Raw genomic sequence first — 13334 nt, 5'->3', positions numbered from 1 at the left:
ATTGCTCAACGAACCGATGTGCCATCGATCACATGGTCATCTGCAGACCAGTGCTCACACGGGCCTTGGCCTCTTCGATCTCCTCCTGTGTCATCACGTTCTCGCTCTTGAAGACGGCGTCGACCTTCTCGCCCGTGTCAGGCTTCTGCGCGTGCAGGTTGATGGTGCCGTCCTCCTGCAGGTCGAGGGTGATCTCAATCGGCGAGTTGGCGGGCGTGTTCGGCGGCAGGATCAGCTCGGCGTCACCCAGCTTGAGATCCTCGTCCACCTCATAGGAATCCACCTTCTCCGGGGTTTCGTACAGCTCGATCGCGGCGAGGGGCTGATTGTCCTCCTGAGTGGCGAAGGTCTGCGTGGCGCGGGCGGGCAGCTCATCGTTCTTCTTGATGATGTTGAAGATACGAAGCTGATTCGTCTCGGGGTTGAGCGCCTTGATGCCGAAGCTCTTGGTGGAGACGGAGATCACCTTGGTATCAGCCGTGATGTTGGTGGGCATGACGGAGCCGCCACCGATGGTGGGCAGGATACGGGTTTCGCCGGTGGTGGTGTCACGGGCCACATCGTTGCCTTCGGCGTCCTGTTCCTTGACCTCGTTCTCCTTGACCTCGCTCTGCTTGGTGGCCTGCAAGATCGCGAAGATTGCGGCGCCCTTGGCCACGGCCTCGTCCGGCTCGAAGTTCTTGGTCTCGATGTCGAACTCGCGCTTGATCATCTCCTGCACCTGCGGCATCTTGGTGGAGCCGCCCACGAGCAGGATCTCGTCCACCTTCACGCCTTCGGCCTCGGCATCGGCCATGGCCTTGCGTGTAAGGGAGACGGTGGTATCGAGCAGATCCTTGGTGACATCCTCGAATTCCTCGCGAGACACCTCAATGCGGGCGTGGTTGCCATTGTAATCAAGGATGGTCTTGGCGGTGGTCCTGTTCGACAGCGCCTGCTTCATCTTCTCGGCCTTGAGCGCCAGATCCTGCAGGAACTCATTATTGTCCTCATCGGTGAACGGATCGCCATCATAGCCGCTGCTCTCCAGGAACTTGTCGACCATGACGCCGGAAAGCGCATCATCCCAGTTCTTGCCGCCCAGATCATGATCACCTTCCGTAGTGATCACGCGGATCTCACCGTTGGTGATCTTCATCACGGTGATATCGAAGGTGCCACCACCCAGATCGTAGATCAGCACGTTCTTGTCCTCATCGGCGCGGGTCACGCCGTAGCAGATGGCGGCGGCCGTGGGCTCCTCGATGATCGCCAGCACATTGAGTCCGGCGATCTCGCCGGCCTGCTTCGTGGCGGTACGCTCGGCCTCGCCGAAGTACGCCGGGCAGGTGATCACCACGTCCTTGACCTCGTCGTCCAGCTGCGCGCCAGCCTGCTTGGCAAGCTCACGCAACGTATACGACGACACCTCCGTGGGGGAAATGTCCTTGCCGTCGATGGTGATGGCGACCGGGCTCTTGCCGATCAGGCGCTTGACGAAGGCCGACGTGCGTTCCGGTTCGAGCACGGCGGTGTCCTTGGCCTCCTGGCCGACGATGACCGTGCCGTCCTCGCCCCACTGCACCACGGAGGGCGTGGTGTCGGAGTTCGTATCCATGTTCTTCACCACGGTCGGGCGGCCATCCTCATCCTGATAGGCGATGCAGGAGTACGTGGTACCAAGATCAATGCCGTATACATACTTGGACATGATGATTCTCTTTCTTTCTGTGTGTTGTGATTGGTATGGTTGGAGTCACTCGCCGGCGGTCGTGACCGTCGGCGCCGCAGCTTGAACAGCCGGAGCGGCCGGAGCGACGACCTTGTACACGACGACCTTCTCCTTGAACAGTGCGGTCTTGCCGAACAGGTAACCGGGAGCGAGCGAGCGTACGACGGTCTTGCGCTTGGCTGGATCATCGGTCTCCTCGTACCTGACCATGCGCTGGCGTGACGCGTTGAACGCGTCTCCGGGCTCGCTCGCCACTTCCTCGACATCGTTCTTTTCGAGGATGTCCAGCAGCATGTATTCGATGTCCTCGAACGCACGATCCGTCTTCTCGCCTTCCGCTGACAGGTCGGCACGCATCTTGCGCACGGTGTCCAGAGCTTCGGCCACGTCGTATAGCACCGGCTGGATAAGGTTGTCCTTGAGTCCCTCACGCAGCTTGAGCAGTTCCGAATGCTGACGATCGATGATCGTTTCCTTCGTATCGTCATACTGGAGTCGCTTGGTGAACTGCTGTGACAGTGCGTCCAAGGATTCCTTGATATCGGTAAGTTCCGTTGCAGTGCTCTGCGCGGTCTGCAATACCTCCTGAACGGTGTTCAGCACCTGTTCGTCGGCGACCCTCTGTACGGGGACTTCCTGTGCAGACTCCGGCGTATCGGAAGATTCCGCTTCGGAAACGGATGGTGTCTCCTCGACGGGAGTTTCCTGTTCGACCGCGTCCGGCAATGGCATCGTCCGTTCCTCGGATTCGGTGGTCACCGATGGGGCAGCCGCCGGAGGCGTTGGCGGTACCGGAGGAAGTTCCGTGGATTGCGGCATTGCGCTGAATGCGGACGGACTGCCGTCGTATGACGGTTCCACCAGAACATCGTCGGCTCGTCCGGACTGCGGCGCGATGCTCGGAGGCATGGAACCCCACTGCGCATTGGCCTGGGGAGCGATCGGTTGCTGTGGCTGCTGCGGTGCGGCCCCGAGCGGGGATGGCCAGCCTTGATTGTTGTTAGTGCTCATATGCTGTCCTTTGCATGGTGAGAGGAAATGTGGACCGGATCAGTGCCGCTTACGCGGCTGGGGACGACGGGGAGCCAGCGGGGAAACCGGACGTTTTGGTTTCGCCGGAGGGGTTTCCGGTTGCGCCGGGTTCTCGGGACTGGAACCGACAGGTTCGACAGGCCGGGCAGGCTGGGGCTGAAAAGCCGGTTCGGGCTGCGGATTGGGAGCGGTCTGGCTCTGGGCATAAGACGAGCCCCATGCCGACGGTGTTGGAGTAGCTGCCGTCGGCTGCTCCGGCACGCCCGTAGTGGCTGACGAGGATTGGGTGGGAGTTGGCATCGGCTGCGACGCCGCCTGCGAAGGAGCGGCCTGAGGCTGCGACGCCGCCTGAGCCTGAGCCGCGGCCTGGACCCTGGCATTCTCCAGAATCTGGTCGAACAGGCCATATAACGGTTCCTTGACAGGAAGATCCGCCTTGGCATACGTCCGGGCCCCAAGGGCCTTGCCGAGGGCTGGGTCCTGAATGTCCAGAATCCAATCGACGACGTCGGTCACGTTATATGGCTCAAACCCCTTGCCATTGCCGGCGGTGTGGCCTATGGAACTCACGGCGAAGAAACGGGATGTCGCAAAGTCCTGTTCAATGTGAGCCACCACATCACCCATGTCATAATCCATAAGGAACTGCCGACACAGGAAATCGGTGGTGTTCGCCGGGTCGGTGAAGGTTTCGGGATCGGCCGCCATGACTGCATTCACGGCTTTGCTACCGATCCGCTCCTCCAACAACGGTGTGGAGTCGATCTTGTTGATCACCACGGCGAGAGGAGTGCGGATCCTACCGTTTCGGTCGGTGTCCGAGACGTTCTGCAGCTTGATGTGCAACGCGCTTCTCACATCCTCAAGAGGGGCATTGCTGATCGATCCACTGTCCCCGGGATCAAGGCTGTCTTTGCATTTCGCGGCAAAGTCCCGAATACTCAACGGGTCGATGACGAGGACAATGCCTTCGCAATGCTCATACTGGTTCTGTTCCTCGTTCTCGTCGTTATTCGTGAACGTCTCACCGGCGATGTCGAGGATCTGCATGAGGCGGGAGGGAACCAGACCATCGCCTTCCAGGAAGAAGCTGAACGAGATCGTACTGCTACGCCCCTGTTCGGTGACCGTCGAGGTCTTTTCCACTACACCGCTGCGATACGCGGCGGTCATGGACTGATACATGCGTTCACGATCGTCGTCGTAGAACCGTACGTGCAATCCGTTCTTCGGAGCCCTGTCATCGATGACGGATTGCGCATACGCGGTAATGAACGCGCTCTTGCCGGCCGATGCTCCACCGACCACGGGAATGCAGATGGCACGGCTATTGCTGGAAAGGACGGACTCCTCACGACCGGCCTTGTAGCAGAACGGGCACAGGGCCTGCAAATCCCGTCGGGGATGCTTGCGGTCGAGCACACTGCATGCAAGTTTCTGCCCGCATGTGCAGGTGTGATGCAGAATACCGTACTTGCCAGGTAGCAGAGCGAGATGCTTGGCTCCGCATTGGTCGCACACGTAGACAGGCAAAGCGAATCGGTTGTGGCATGTGTCGCAGACATTCGACACCTTGCGGATCTGGAAGTACAGCAGGTCGAACAATCGCGCAATCTGACTGAGCACTATGCCGATGATGTCGATCAGCACGAAGCCGATCACATGAGGCAACAGCATGGCCAGACAGATGAACGCCGAGGCGATCACCATCGAACCCGCGGAGAACAGCCAGTAGATGTAGCGGAGCGCCACCTGAGGCACCATGATGATGAGTGAGGGCACGATCGGCTTGCTTGCTGCCTTGGCGGTGATATCCTCAATCGATTTGCCGATGTTCGCTTTGGTGGTAGTGATGACCCTGACGATATCGCCGAACCCCGGACCGTAGAAATACGATGTCCGGGAAGGTTCCTGTTCCTTCGTGTTGCCCATGGTTTCCTCTCAACGTTTCCGACTGGTGAATATCCGCATCCGATGAAGGGTCAGCTCATCTGCGAGACGGTCTGTGACAGTTGCTGGTATTGCTCGATCAGGCCAAGTATCGCCATGCGGCCGAGGAATACGATGACGCCGATCCAGACAAGGGTCAACACCACGCCGATAATCTTGCCCGCCCGGGTTCCGTACACGTCGGTCAATGTCGAGTAGTATTCCTTGAACCCTTGAGCCAAGCCCCTGATAACGCCGAACGCCAACGCAAGTGCCATAAGGCCGACGAAAAGCGTCATAATGGTTCCCGCGATCATCGGGACGAGTGACAGCAACCAGATGATCAGCTTGATGATCAACCAGATCGCTATACCTATGAGGATCAAAGCAATGATATATTGCATGGTCGTGTTTCCCTTCTTTCCCCTACTATTCCCTGTGTCTCATTCTTCTTTCAAAGTCTGTATTCGCCATACTCGCGGCAGACCCGATTCCGTCATGTCAGCCGCCAAACGGATATCGCTCCTTGATGGCTTCGGCATTCAGCGCATGGAACCGGATGTTCTCGCGCAATCCATCCGCTGTGATCATGACTGCCGTGCCGAAATCCGTCTCCCCTATGGCGAGCGCCGCCGCTGTTGCCTTCCGTGCCAAAGCGGCGTCCACTCCGTGCAGCATCGCCGTGGACTGCCCCTTCACCCCGATTCGGTAGAGGATTCGGGTCTGCGCGGATTCCACCAGATCGGCGGGAAATGCCTTGGCTGACGGGTTCTGTGTGGACAGCACCACGCAGCATCCGGCTTTGGCTCCGTTGTCGATGATCTTGCGTAGGTAACGTCGGATGTCGGAGAGCTGTTCGGCGTCCGTTTCGTCGATGTCCGATTCATCGTCGGCATCGAACTTGTCGAACAGGTCCTCACAGCCATGAAGCATCATCACGTCAAGCGGCATTCCAGCATGATCCGGATCGGACCAGTAGTCGGAGATCCCCGCCTTGCGGAGCTTACGCAGACGCGAATTGAGCGACGTATAGGCATCCTGCACCGCGCCGCCGACCAGATCAAGCCCATCGCCCAAACGGGCATAGGAATGGGCACGCTCGGCGAACACGGAAAACTGCGAGGTCCGTTTGCAGTCGATGATTCGCAGATCCACGTCATTGGACTGATCAAGTGCCGCCGCCAGCGCGAAGGTGCGTCCCACTTCGCCGGATCGGTTGGCACCGGCAATCGTCATGCACGAGACCCCGCTGAAGGACACCGCCACGGGATTGCCGTCGGAGTCCTCTCCACAGGTGACGGACATCGTAGCGGGATCGACCGTGGGAATGGATGACAGATTGGATGCCTTGCGGCGGGTTTTCGACTTGCCGCGGCTGGATGAGGGGGAATCCGCAGCAGTGGAACCCCGCTTCGTCGCCGGTTTCCGCGTCTTGGTTGCCGCAGCCGACGACGACGAGGATGATTCGCCACGGGTATCGTCGTGACGACGACTTGCACCGGCCTTCCCCTTAGCGGACTTGCCGGTGCCGCTTTTGGCCTTGCCCGCGCGTTTGGGGTTCGGGTATTCGATGCCCTGTGCCCTGTCGCAGGTGGGTCGCGGCCATAGGGTCCGGTCACGCGCCTCATCCGGAGAGAGTGTGGTCTGGTGCTCGTATAGCTTCACCAGAGACGCAAGATATCCTTCCTCCCATGTCGGCTCAGTCGACGCATAGGAGGGGTCCGTGGAAAACCGCTGCTGGATCATCGCCACGAACGAGGAATACGACATGGCGGGAATGCCACCCGGCCAGCAGATGTCGGCATCGAGCGTGGCCTCGCCCGCCTGACCGGGGACCAGAACCACATAGGATTCCACGGTGCAGTCGGATCCGCTGTCGGACAGGTACTCGCTCATGTGCTCCTGCGCGATGCCCATGTTGCAGCTGAACACATAGGGGTCGTTCGCCACCACACGTGCCACCGGATATACACAGAACATGGCGTGCCCTGGAATCAGTGTGTGGTAATCAAGACCCGCACGATAGTTTTTCACATCCACCAGAAAGATGTGGGATCCGAACTTCAATACACAGTCGATGTCGGTGCCGTAGTCGTTTTTACTGCCATCGTCTTCGATGTTCCAGACGGACCAGAATGATACGCAACGGTCGAGCACGCCATCCCATGTCAGCAGTTTGGCGAATACCTCCTCGCCGCGGGAGCCGCTACGCACCTGCCTGCTGCCGAAGCCGGACTCGGACAGTCCTGAACCGGGATGACCATAGATACGTTCGCCGTGGATATCATGACCGAGTGTACTGCGATATGCCTTCACCCACTTCTGCTCGGCTTTGGGCAGTAGATCGGCGGTGATGACCGGAGTGCCATCAGGATTCGTCTGCAGACCATATTGTGCAATTGCCGCAGGCCATGCTGCGGCAATCTCCTCATCGGTGGCTCGGCGCAGACGATTGACATCCATGGAAACAGGACGCGGAGAGACTTGAGATGACGGCGCGAAAGGCTGGCCTCTGAAACGCGAAAACACGTTAGCCATGTTCGTGTCACACCTTCCTTCCCACCAATCACACACCGATGCGCGATCAATACCAACAAGCTAACCCCCCCCCCATAGACACTGGCACAATTCTGCCGTCACATCGCCATCATCGAACCGACGAACGAAAGGATCAAAATTTCGATACACTGTTGAATTATTGAATTCCATCAGCACACAACGAAGGAGCAGCCCATGGCACGGCCGAAAGCCGCCGAGCAACCGGCAACCATAAAGATGCAGAACGCGTTCTGGGAACTGCTGGAGGAGAAGCCATACGCCAAGATCACCGTCAGCGATGTCACCCGAGTCAGCGAGCTCAACCGCACGGCGTTCTACTATCACTACACGAACATCACCGAACTGGCCGACGACGCCATCGCATCCATCTATCAGGATCAGGACATCATAGGATACGTCACTCGACTGATCCGCCAGCCGGACGACATCGATTTCCGTAACGAATACACCAGATTTATCGATATACCCCGATACCTGACCAGCGCCCATCGAATCTCACTGATCACCGGACCACACGGGTCCACAAGCCTTTCCAAGCAGCTCAGGGAATTCGTCATCGACATCTGGCTGGATCTGATCGGACTCGACCGGCAGAACCTCAATCCCGGCCAGAGGCTCGTTCTGGAATTCGCTTCGAACGGCGTCCTTGGCGTGCTGTCGAACGCCACCGCAATATTCAATGCCGATGGCGCCCAGTGGATCGCCAGGACCGGGCTTCCCGAAACCGTGTCGCACCTGATCAATTCGATTATCGACATCACCGATGACGTCACGCCGGGTCAGGCGGCTCCCACCCTCGAACCGCACCTTTCCCCAAACGGACGCAATGCATAGCAGAGTACGGCCGATATATAAGGAATGCGTGCGAGTAGATTGACAGATAGGTCGGATCACAGCCGGCACAAGGAGGGATCATGCGGTCGGTCATCGTATATTTTTCACGCGCTGACGAAAACTACGAGGTGGGAACGGTCACGGAGGGCAACACCGCGAAGGTGGCCCACGAGATCGCCCGGCAGACCGGAGCTCCCATGATCGAGATCTTGCCCGCCAAGCCCTATCCGACGAGCTACGACGGCACCGTGGACCGAGCCAAACTGGAACTGGCCGAAAACGCGCGCCCTGACATCGTCACACATGGCGACATGGAAGCGTTCGCAGCGGCGGACATCGTATATCTGGGATATCCGATCTGGTGCGGCGAGCCGCCGCTGGCCCTGTATACGTTCATCGAATCCCACGATTGGAGCGGCAAGACGATTCTGCCGTTCATCACGCACGGCGGGAGCGGATTCAAGGAAACGCCGGCGCATATCGCCACCGCGGCTGGTGCCGGCGTTCGCATCGACAACGGACTCGCGGTACTGGGCACTACGGCGCAGTGCGATCCGGAAGCCACCGCTCAGGCCGTCCGACACTGGCTGAGCGGCACTGCGACGTCATGCAGGTACGGTGCGCAAACGGCAGCGCAATAATCCCAGATCCGTCGCTCCCCATCCGTCGAAACCCATCGAGGGTCAATGCGCTTGGGCCTGCAATTGCCCCAGAATTCGCCAGACACGCCTTCGACCTTGGGAGAGGATGCCATATATACGCTGGTCCGGGCGCCATGGCGTGCAGTGCGCATGAACGGCAGCCACAGTATCACCAGCGGAAGCATGAACGGCGATTTGCGCAGCGATTCGCGCTGCAGTCCGGTGACGGCCGAACCGGGTTCCACGGTGTTCACGGTGATGTTCGTCACACCGGCTGCCTTGAGCCGTGCATCGAACTGCCGCATCAGCCACCAGACGTACAGTTTCGAGAATCCGTAGGCGCGTATCAGGGAATAGCCATGCTTAAGTTCGATGTCGTCGAGCAGCGGCCGCCCCGCCTGTCGATATGATTCGCTGGATACGGTGACAATACGGGCAGAGGGACTTTCGCACAGCTTCGGCAGCAGAAGATTCGTCAGCAGAAATGGCGCCAACGTATTGATCGCGAACGTCTTCTCATGGCCTTCCTCCGTGGTCTCGCGACTGGAACCGAACTGGCCGCCGGCATTATTCACCAGCACATCGAGCGACTCATATGATTCCCGAATCTCCGCGGCGAAACGCACTACCTCGCTCGTCAACGACAGATCGGCCACATGGGCGTGCACGTTGTGATTGCCACTGTGTTCGATCACCCATGCGCAGGCGCTGCTGGTTTTGTCGGGGTTGCGTCCATGCATGATCACCGTATGCCCTTGGACGGCGAGCGTCAGTGCGGTCTGTTTGCCGATGCCGCCCGAGGCGCCGGTGACAAGGATGGTTTTCGGTTCGGTCGTTACGCTGCGCGTCATGTTCACTCCATCACTCCATTGGTAGGCGACGAATGCGGCACGGTGCCGCCTCCGCTATGGATGTAACATGTGTATCATCCTTTTCGACACCACCACAAGGCCATTCGACTCGGATATGACAATTGGAAGGAAACTGTGACATGGCATTCAATTGCACCCACGAACCGGACCGCGCAAAAAACCTCAGACGCACCGGTCTCACCGATGACGCCGACCGACGTCTGGCCACGCTACGCCGCAATAACGAGGAGTCAAACGCATTCGTCAGAGCGTGCATCGAGTCGGCACTCATCCAACTCATGGAATCGAAGCCGTTCTCGTCGATCACCGTGACGGACATCGCCCGTCGGGCCGGCGTCTCACGCAACGCCTACTACCGCAACTACGATTCCAAGGAGGCGATCCTCGCCGAATATCTCAATGGCCTCATCGCCACCGTCGACACGACACTGACCACCTATGATCCGCTGACGCAGACCCGTGAAGCATGGATCGCACTGCTGGGCGAAGTGCGCGGCATCGCATCGCAGTATCGATTGCTGCTGGAAGCCGGATATGGCGAACGCATCGTGGATGCAATACAGCGGAACATGAATCGAGGAACAGCTGCGTCCGAAGCCGGGCCGCGCTATGCGAGCCGATACTGGGCCAGGGCGATCTGCGCGGTGCTGGAGCAGTGGGTAAAGGACGGCATGGCGGTCCCGGAATCCGAACTCGCCGACATCATGACCGCGCTGATGCACCGGGGCATCGACACCGCCGTCGAGTTCGACACCAGCTGCGCAACGCCGACGCCGTCACCGAAACAGTCACCGAAACAGTAAAATCCGCAGGAGCCAACAAACGACGAAAACCAACAATACGGGCCGAAAAAGACGATTCCGGAAATTCGTAGTGGTTTGCGGACGTTTCGAAACTCAGAAACGTCCGCAAACCACTACGAATCACGGATTACGTCCTATTCAGCCCGTATTTCACGTAGGTGTCGCGCCATCACTATCATGCAACGGCACGCGTGATCACTATGCCTCGTCGCCGGCCTTCGCCGCGTGACGACCGATCGGCAACAGTCCGGCGCATACGAAGATCACCAAACCAATGCACAGGATGATGAGCATGGGTTCGGATCCGGCGTTCCACCAACCCTCGCCGCGGTACAGCACCGCACGCACACCGTCGCCGATGAACCGCTGCGGAGCCCAACCATAGATCCAGTCGCGCCAGAAGTCGGGCAGCAGCTCATACGGGAACAGACCGCTGGTCATGCCCAGTCCCAGTCCCAGCACCGCGCAGATCAAGCCCAGCGGGCGGCTGATGTTCATCAGTCCCATGAACACGGTCATCAGCGCAAAGCTCGCCAGCCACAGGAACAGAACCATGGAACCAGGCAGCCATCCGGAGCCGAGCATGGCGAAAATGCAATCAGCGCCGAGCGCCACGCACAGCGACCAGACCAGACCCGTGCCGAGTTGCACGCCGAATACCGTCCATCGCTGCGTGCGGCTGTCATACGACTTGCGTCCGATAGTCATCACACATAGCAGCGACACGATCATCGACAGCATGTACGTCGGCATGATGAGCACGTTCTGTCCCATCATGGCGGCCGTCGGCAGGGAGCTGTTGGTCTTCACGTCTCCTTCGTTGAGCGTGGTGGTCTTCACCGTGGCGCCGGTTTTCTCCAGCATGGCGGGCAGACTCTGCTTGAGCAGATTGGCCAGCATCGGGCTCTTGGCGTTGTCGATGGTCAGTTCGACGGTCGGCGCATTCTTGGAATCCGCGACGGACGACGTCGACGCACCGGACGCAGCACCAGACGCCGTCTGCTGTTCGGCGAGCGCCTTCTGCATGGCGGCCTGCACGAAAGCCTGCGCCGCATCACCGGTCAGCCCCTGGGCCTGCGCCTGAGTCTGGGCCTGCGCCATGACCTGAGCCAGCTTGGTGGCGGACTCGATGCTCGACTTGGCCTCGGCCTGCTTGACAGCCACCTGCTTGGCGGTGAAGTCCTTGGGGATCACGATCGCCGCATAGTACTCGTGGTTGTCGAATCCTTCGTCAAGCTGTTCGCGACTGTCCACCTTGTGCCACGAGATCGCCTGAGTCTCGTCGGAGTCGGCCGACGCGGAGGTCATCTTGTCGACGAGCGTGTCGCCGATATTCGTAGTTCCCTGTGCGGTCTGTGCGCCTTCGTCAAGCGACAGTATGGCGACGGGCACCTCCTTGATGTTGGCGTTCATCATCGGATAGAACATCAGCGCCATCAGGCACGACACCGCGGCGATGGCCACCAGCGGAACGATGTATTTGGCGTATTGCTGTATCTGCGCACGCATGTTTCCCTCTTTTCCGATTACGGTTCACGACTCGCATTACCCGCGATTCGCTTCATGCACGCACTGAGTTTATTCATCACTCTGTTGAATAAAAATCATCAATATGCAATACGGTGTCGAGTTATTAATGATGCGCACGCAACCGCACGACGAGAGTACGATGAATCAGCAACGATCAGAATCAATCGTGCGCCCATCATTCCCACCCAGATGAACGCACACGAACGCAGTAGAAATGGAACCGCAACGATGCAGACCACTATAGTGATGACAGCTCCGTTTATTCTTACCGGTCTTCCTCTGATCATCGTGGGACTCGTCATCATCGCGCACCAGCGCAACAAGATACAGCGATGCGTTGCCGTCACCACCGGCTGGGTGGTCGACTACAAATACGGCAACGATTGCGTCTGCCCCATACTGGGCTATCAGGCGAACGGCCGAAACTACAAGATCACACGCAAATTCCGGGGCATCATCACCACAACCAAGATCACGCCGACGAATCCCTACGTGGACTCGGGAGCCTATGTATCAGACAAGGACGTATTGCATCTCAAAGCCGGCATGGTCACCAACTACAGGGCCGTGGCGGAACGTCTATGGCCGAAAGGCACCGCGATGCCGGTGTACTACGATCCGGAGAACCCCTCTCGGGCGTTCGCGCAGCGCATTCCGAACTACACACCCATCCTCGCCATCATCCTGCTGGCGATCGGCGCGGTCGAACTGGCGGCCGCCTTCGCCATCGGCATTGCACTGACGTTCCTCTGATCGTGACCGCTGCAGGCATACCAAGACTTCAGCGGTCACCCCAACGCAATAGCTCGAAAACGAGAATACACGCAAGCAGCGCGGCCGACGCCAGAAACACCGCCCTCAGAGCCAGTGTGAGCGACGGCAGAAACGTGGCGACGACACCGAACACCGCCACGCCGACCGAACCGCCGACCTGACGGAACGTGTTGAACATGGCCGACGCGATGCCAGCCTGTGCCGCATCCACGCTCTTGAGCACCACACCGGCCGCGGCGGGCGTGGTGATCGCCGCGCCGAATCCGACTACACTCAGACCAGTCGCGATCACCCACACGGGAATGGGCGCAGGATAGAGGAATTCGAACAGGAATCCGACGATCATGATCGAAAGTCCCATCGTGATCGAAAACTTCGAACCATGCGCGGTGATGATCCGACCGCCGATGAGGTTGCCGAAGATCGTGACGAACGCACTCGGCACGAACACAAGACCTGCTGCGAACGCGCCCATGCCGAGTTCGGTCTGCAGAAACATCGTGCAGATGAACACCATGCCATACCAGTTGAAGATCATCACAAAACCGATCATCAATGCCACCTGCATGCCACGAATGCGGAACAGTCGCAATGGCATCATTGGCGCACGAACTCGAGCCTGGGAGATCACAAACGCCACCAATGCGAC

General features: G+C 58.9%; 12 protein-coding genes. 4 read left to right on the top strand and 8 right to left on the bottom strand.

The features are described 5' to 3' along the window. Positions 1-28 precede the first annotated feature (28 nt). From EP30_RS07670 to EP30_RS07650, 5 genes are all read right to left on the bottom strand, one after another. Positions 29-1690: an Hsp70 family protein gene (locus EP30_RS07670; RefSeq protein ID WP_140557535.1), complete on the bottom strand. Its 1662-nt coding sequence runs from the start codon at positions 1688-1690 to the stop codon at positions 29-31. A 45-nt stretch (positions 1691-1735) separates the two neighbouring features. Next, entirely contained in the window at positions 1736-2722 is a 987-nt protein-coding gene (locus tag EP30_RS07665; RefSeq protein ID WP_140557533.1) for a nucleotide exchange factor GrpE, read from the bottom strand. A 39-nt stretch (positions 2723-2761) separates the two neighbouring features. Continuing rightward, positions 2762-4675, bottom strand: coding sequence for a hypothetical protein (locus tag EP30_RS07660; RefSeq protein ID WP_140557530.1), 1914 nt, complete (start codon positions 4673-4675; stop codon positions 2762-2764). Between the two features lie 50 nt (positions 4676-4725). Then, positions 4726-5076 carry a hypothetical protein gene (locus EP30_RS07655; protein ID WP_094661889.1) on the bottom strand — a complete coding sequence of 117 codons (351 nt, stop codon included), beginning with the start codon at positions 5074-5076 and terminating at the stop codon, positions 4726-4728. A gap of 97 nt (positions 5077-5173) precedes the next feature. Further along, positions 5174-7210 carry a nuclease-related domain-containing protein gene (locus EP30_RS07650; protein ID WP_140557527.1) on the bottom strand — a complete coding sequence of 679 codons (2037 nt, stop codon included), beginning with the start codon at positions 7208-7210 and terminating at the stop codon, positions 5174-5176. A 195-nt stretch (positions 7211-7405) separates the two neighbouring features. Here EP30_RS07650 and EP30_RS07645 point away from each other — a divergent pair, with 195 nt between their 5' ends. Together EP30_RS07645 and EP30_RS07640 are read left to right on the top strand one after the other, a co-directional pair. Next, positions 7406-8065, top strand: a complete 660-nt coding sequence (locus EP30_RS07645; RefSeq protein WP_140557524.1) for a TetR/AcrR family transcriptional regulator — start codon at positions 7406-7408, stop codon at positions 8063-8065. Between the two features lie 80 nt (positions 8066-8145). Then, complete coding sequence (locus EP30_RS07640) at positions 8146-8706, top strand: flavodoxin (protein WP_140557521.1); 561 nt, start codon at positions 8146-8148, stop codon at positions 8704-8706. Here EP30_RS07640 and EP30_RS07635 read toward each other — a convergent pair. Continuing rightward, positions 8634-9557 carry an SDR family NAD(P)-dependent oxidoreductase gene (locus EP30_RS07635; protein ID WP_140557516.1) on the bottom strand — a complete coding sequence of 308 codons (924 nt, stop codon included), beginning with the start codon at positions 9555-9557 and terminating at the stop codon, positions 8634-8636. The two genes, EP30_RS07640 and EP30_RS07635, sit on opposite strands and share 73 nt — an antisense overlap. A 140-nt stretch (positions 9558-9697) precedes the next feature. Here EP30_RS07635 and EP30_RS07630 point away from each other — a divergent pair, with 140 nt between their 5' ends. Further along, on the top strand, positions 9698-10381 hold the full coding sequence (locus EP30_RS07630; protein ID WP_140557514.1) for a TetR/AcrR family transcriptional regulator: 684 nt from the start codon (positions 9698-9700) through the stop codon (positions 10379-10381). A gap of 198 nt (positions 10382-10579) precedes the next feature. Here EP30_RS07630 and EP30_RS07625 read toward each other — a convergent pair whose 3' ends face one another. After that, complete coding sequence (locus EP30_RS07625; protein ID WP_094661900.1) at positions 10580-11890, bottom strand: ABC transporter permease; 1311 nt, start codon at positions 11888-11890, stop codon at positions 10580-10582. Positions 11891-12139: 249 nt separating this feature from the next. Between EP30_RS07625 and EP30_RS07620 the strand changes: the two genes are divergently transcribed. Beyond that, positions 12140-12664, top strand: coding sequence for a DUF3592 domain-containing protein (locus tag EP30_RS07620; protein ID WP_140557512.1), 525 nt, complete (start codon positions 12140-12142; stop codon positions 12662-12664). Positions 12665-12692: 28 nt separating this feature from the next. Here the strand turns inward: EP30_RS07620 and EP30_RS07615 are convergent. After that, positions 12693-13334 (bottom strand): MFS transporter (locus EP30_RS07615; protein WP_140557509.1); only part of this gene is annotated, 642 nt, incomplete at its 5' end.

It is taken from the genome of Bifidobacterium sp. UTCIF-39 (assembly GCF_006408715.1).
GTDB classification, from domain to species: Bacteria; Actinomycetota; Actinomycetes; order Actinomycetales; family Bifidobacteriaceae; genus Galliscardovia; species Galliscardovia tissieri.
The sequence above is the reverse complement of the archived record's forward strand: the minus strand, read 5'-3'. Positions and strand labels throughout refer to the sequence as shown.

Coding starts and splice junctions, on each gene's coding strand:
- EP30_RS07670 (WP_140557535.1), bottom strand. CDS start 1,690: ATGTCCAAGTATGTATACGGCATTGATCTTGGTACCACGTACTCCTGC.
- EP30_RS07665 (WP_140557533.1), bottom strand. CDS start 2,722: ATGAGCACTAACAACAATCAAGGCTGGCCATCCCCGCTCGGGGCCGCA.
- EP30_RS07660 (WP_140557530.1), bottom strand. CDS start 4,675: ATGGGCAACACGAAGGAACAGGAACCTTCCCGGACATCGTATTTCTAC.
- EP30_RS07655 (WP_094661889.1), bottom strand. CDS start 5,076: ATGCAATATATCATTGCTTTGATCCTCATAGGTATAGCGATCTGGTTG.
- EP30_RS07650 (WP_140557527.1), bottom strand. CDS start 7,210: ATGGCTAACGTGTTTTCGCGTTTCAGAGGCCAGCCTTTCGCGCCGTCA.
- EP30_RS07645 (WP_140557524.1), top strand. CDS start 7,406: ATGGCACGGCCGAAAGCCGCCGAGCAACCGGCAACCATAAAGATGCAG.
- EP30_RS07640 (WP_140557521.1), top strand. CDS start 8,146: ATGCGGTCGGTCATCGTATATTTTTCACGCGCTGACGAAAACTACGAG.
- EP30_RS07635 (WP_140557516.1), bottom strand. CDS start 9,557: ATGACGCGCAGCGTAACGACCGAACCGAAAACCATCCTTGTCACCGGC.
- EP30_RS07630 (WP_140557514.1), top strand. CDS start 9,698: ATGGCATTCAATTGCACCCACGAACCGGACCGCGCAAAAAACCTCAGA.
- EP30_RS07625 (WP_094661900.1), bottom strand. CDS start 11,890: ATGCGTGCGCAGATACAGCAATACGCCAAATACATCGTTCCGCTGGTG.
- EP30_RS07620 (WP_140557512.1), top strand. CDS start 12,140: ATGCAGACCACTATAGTGATGACAGCTCCGTTTATTCTTACCGGTCTT.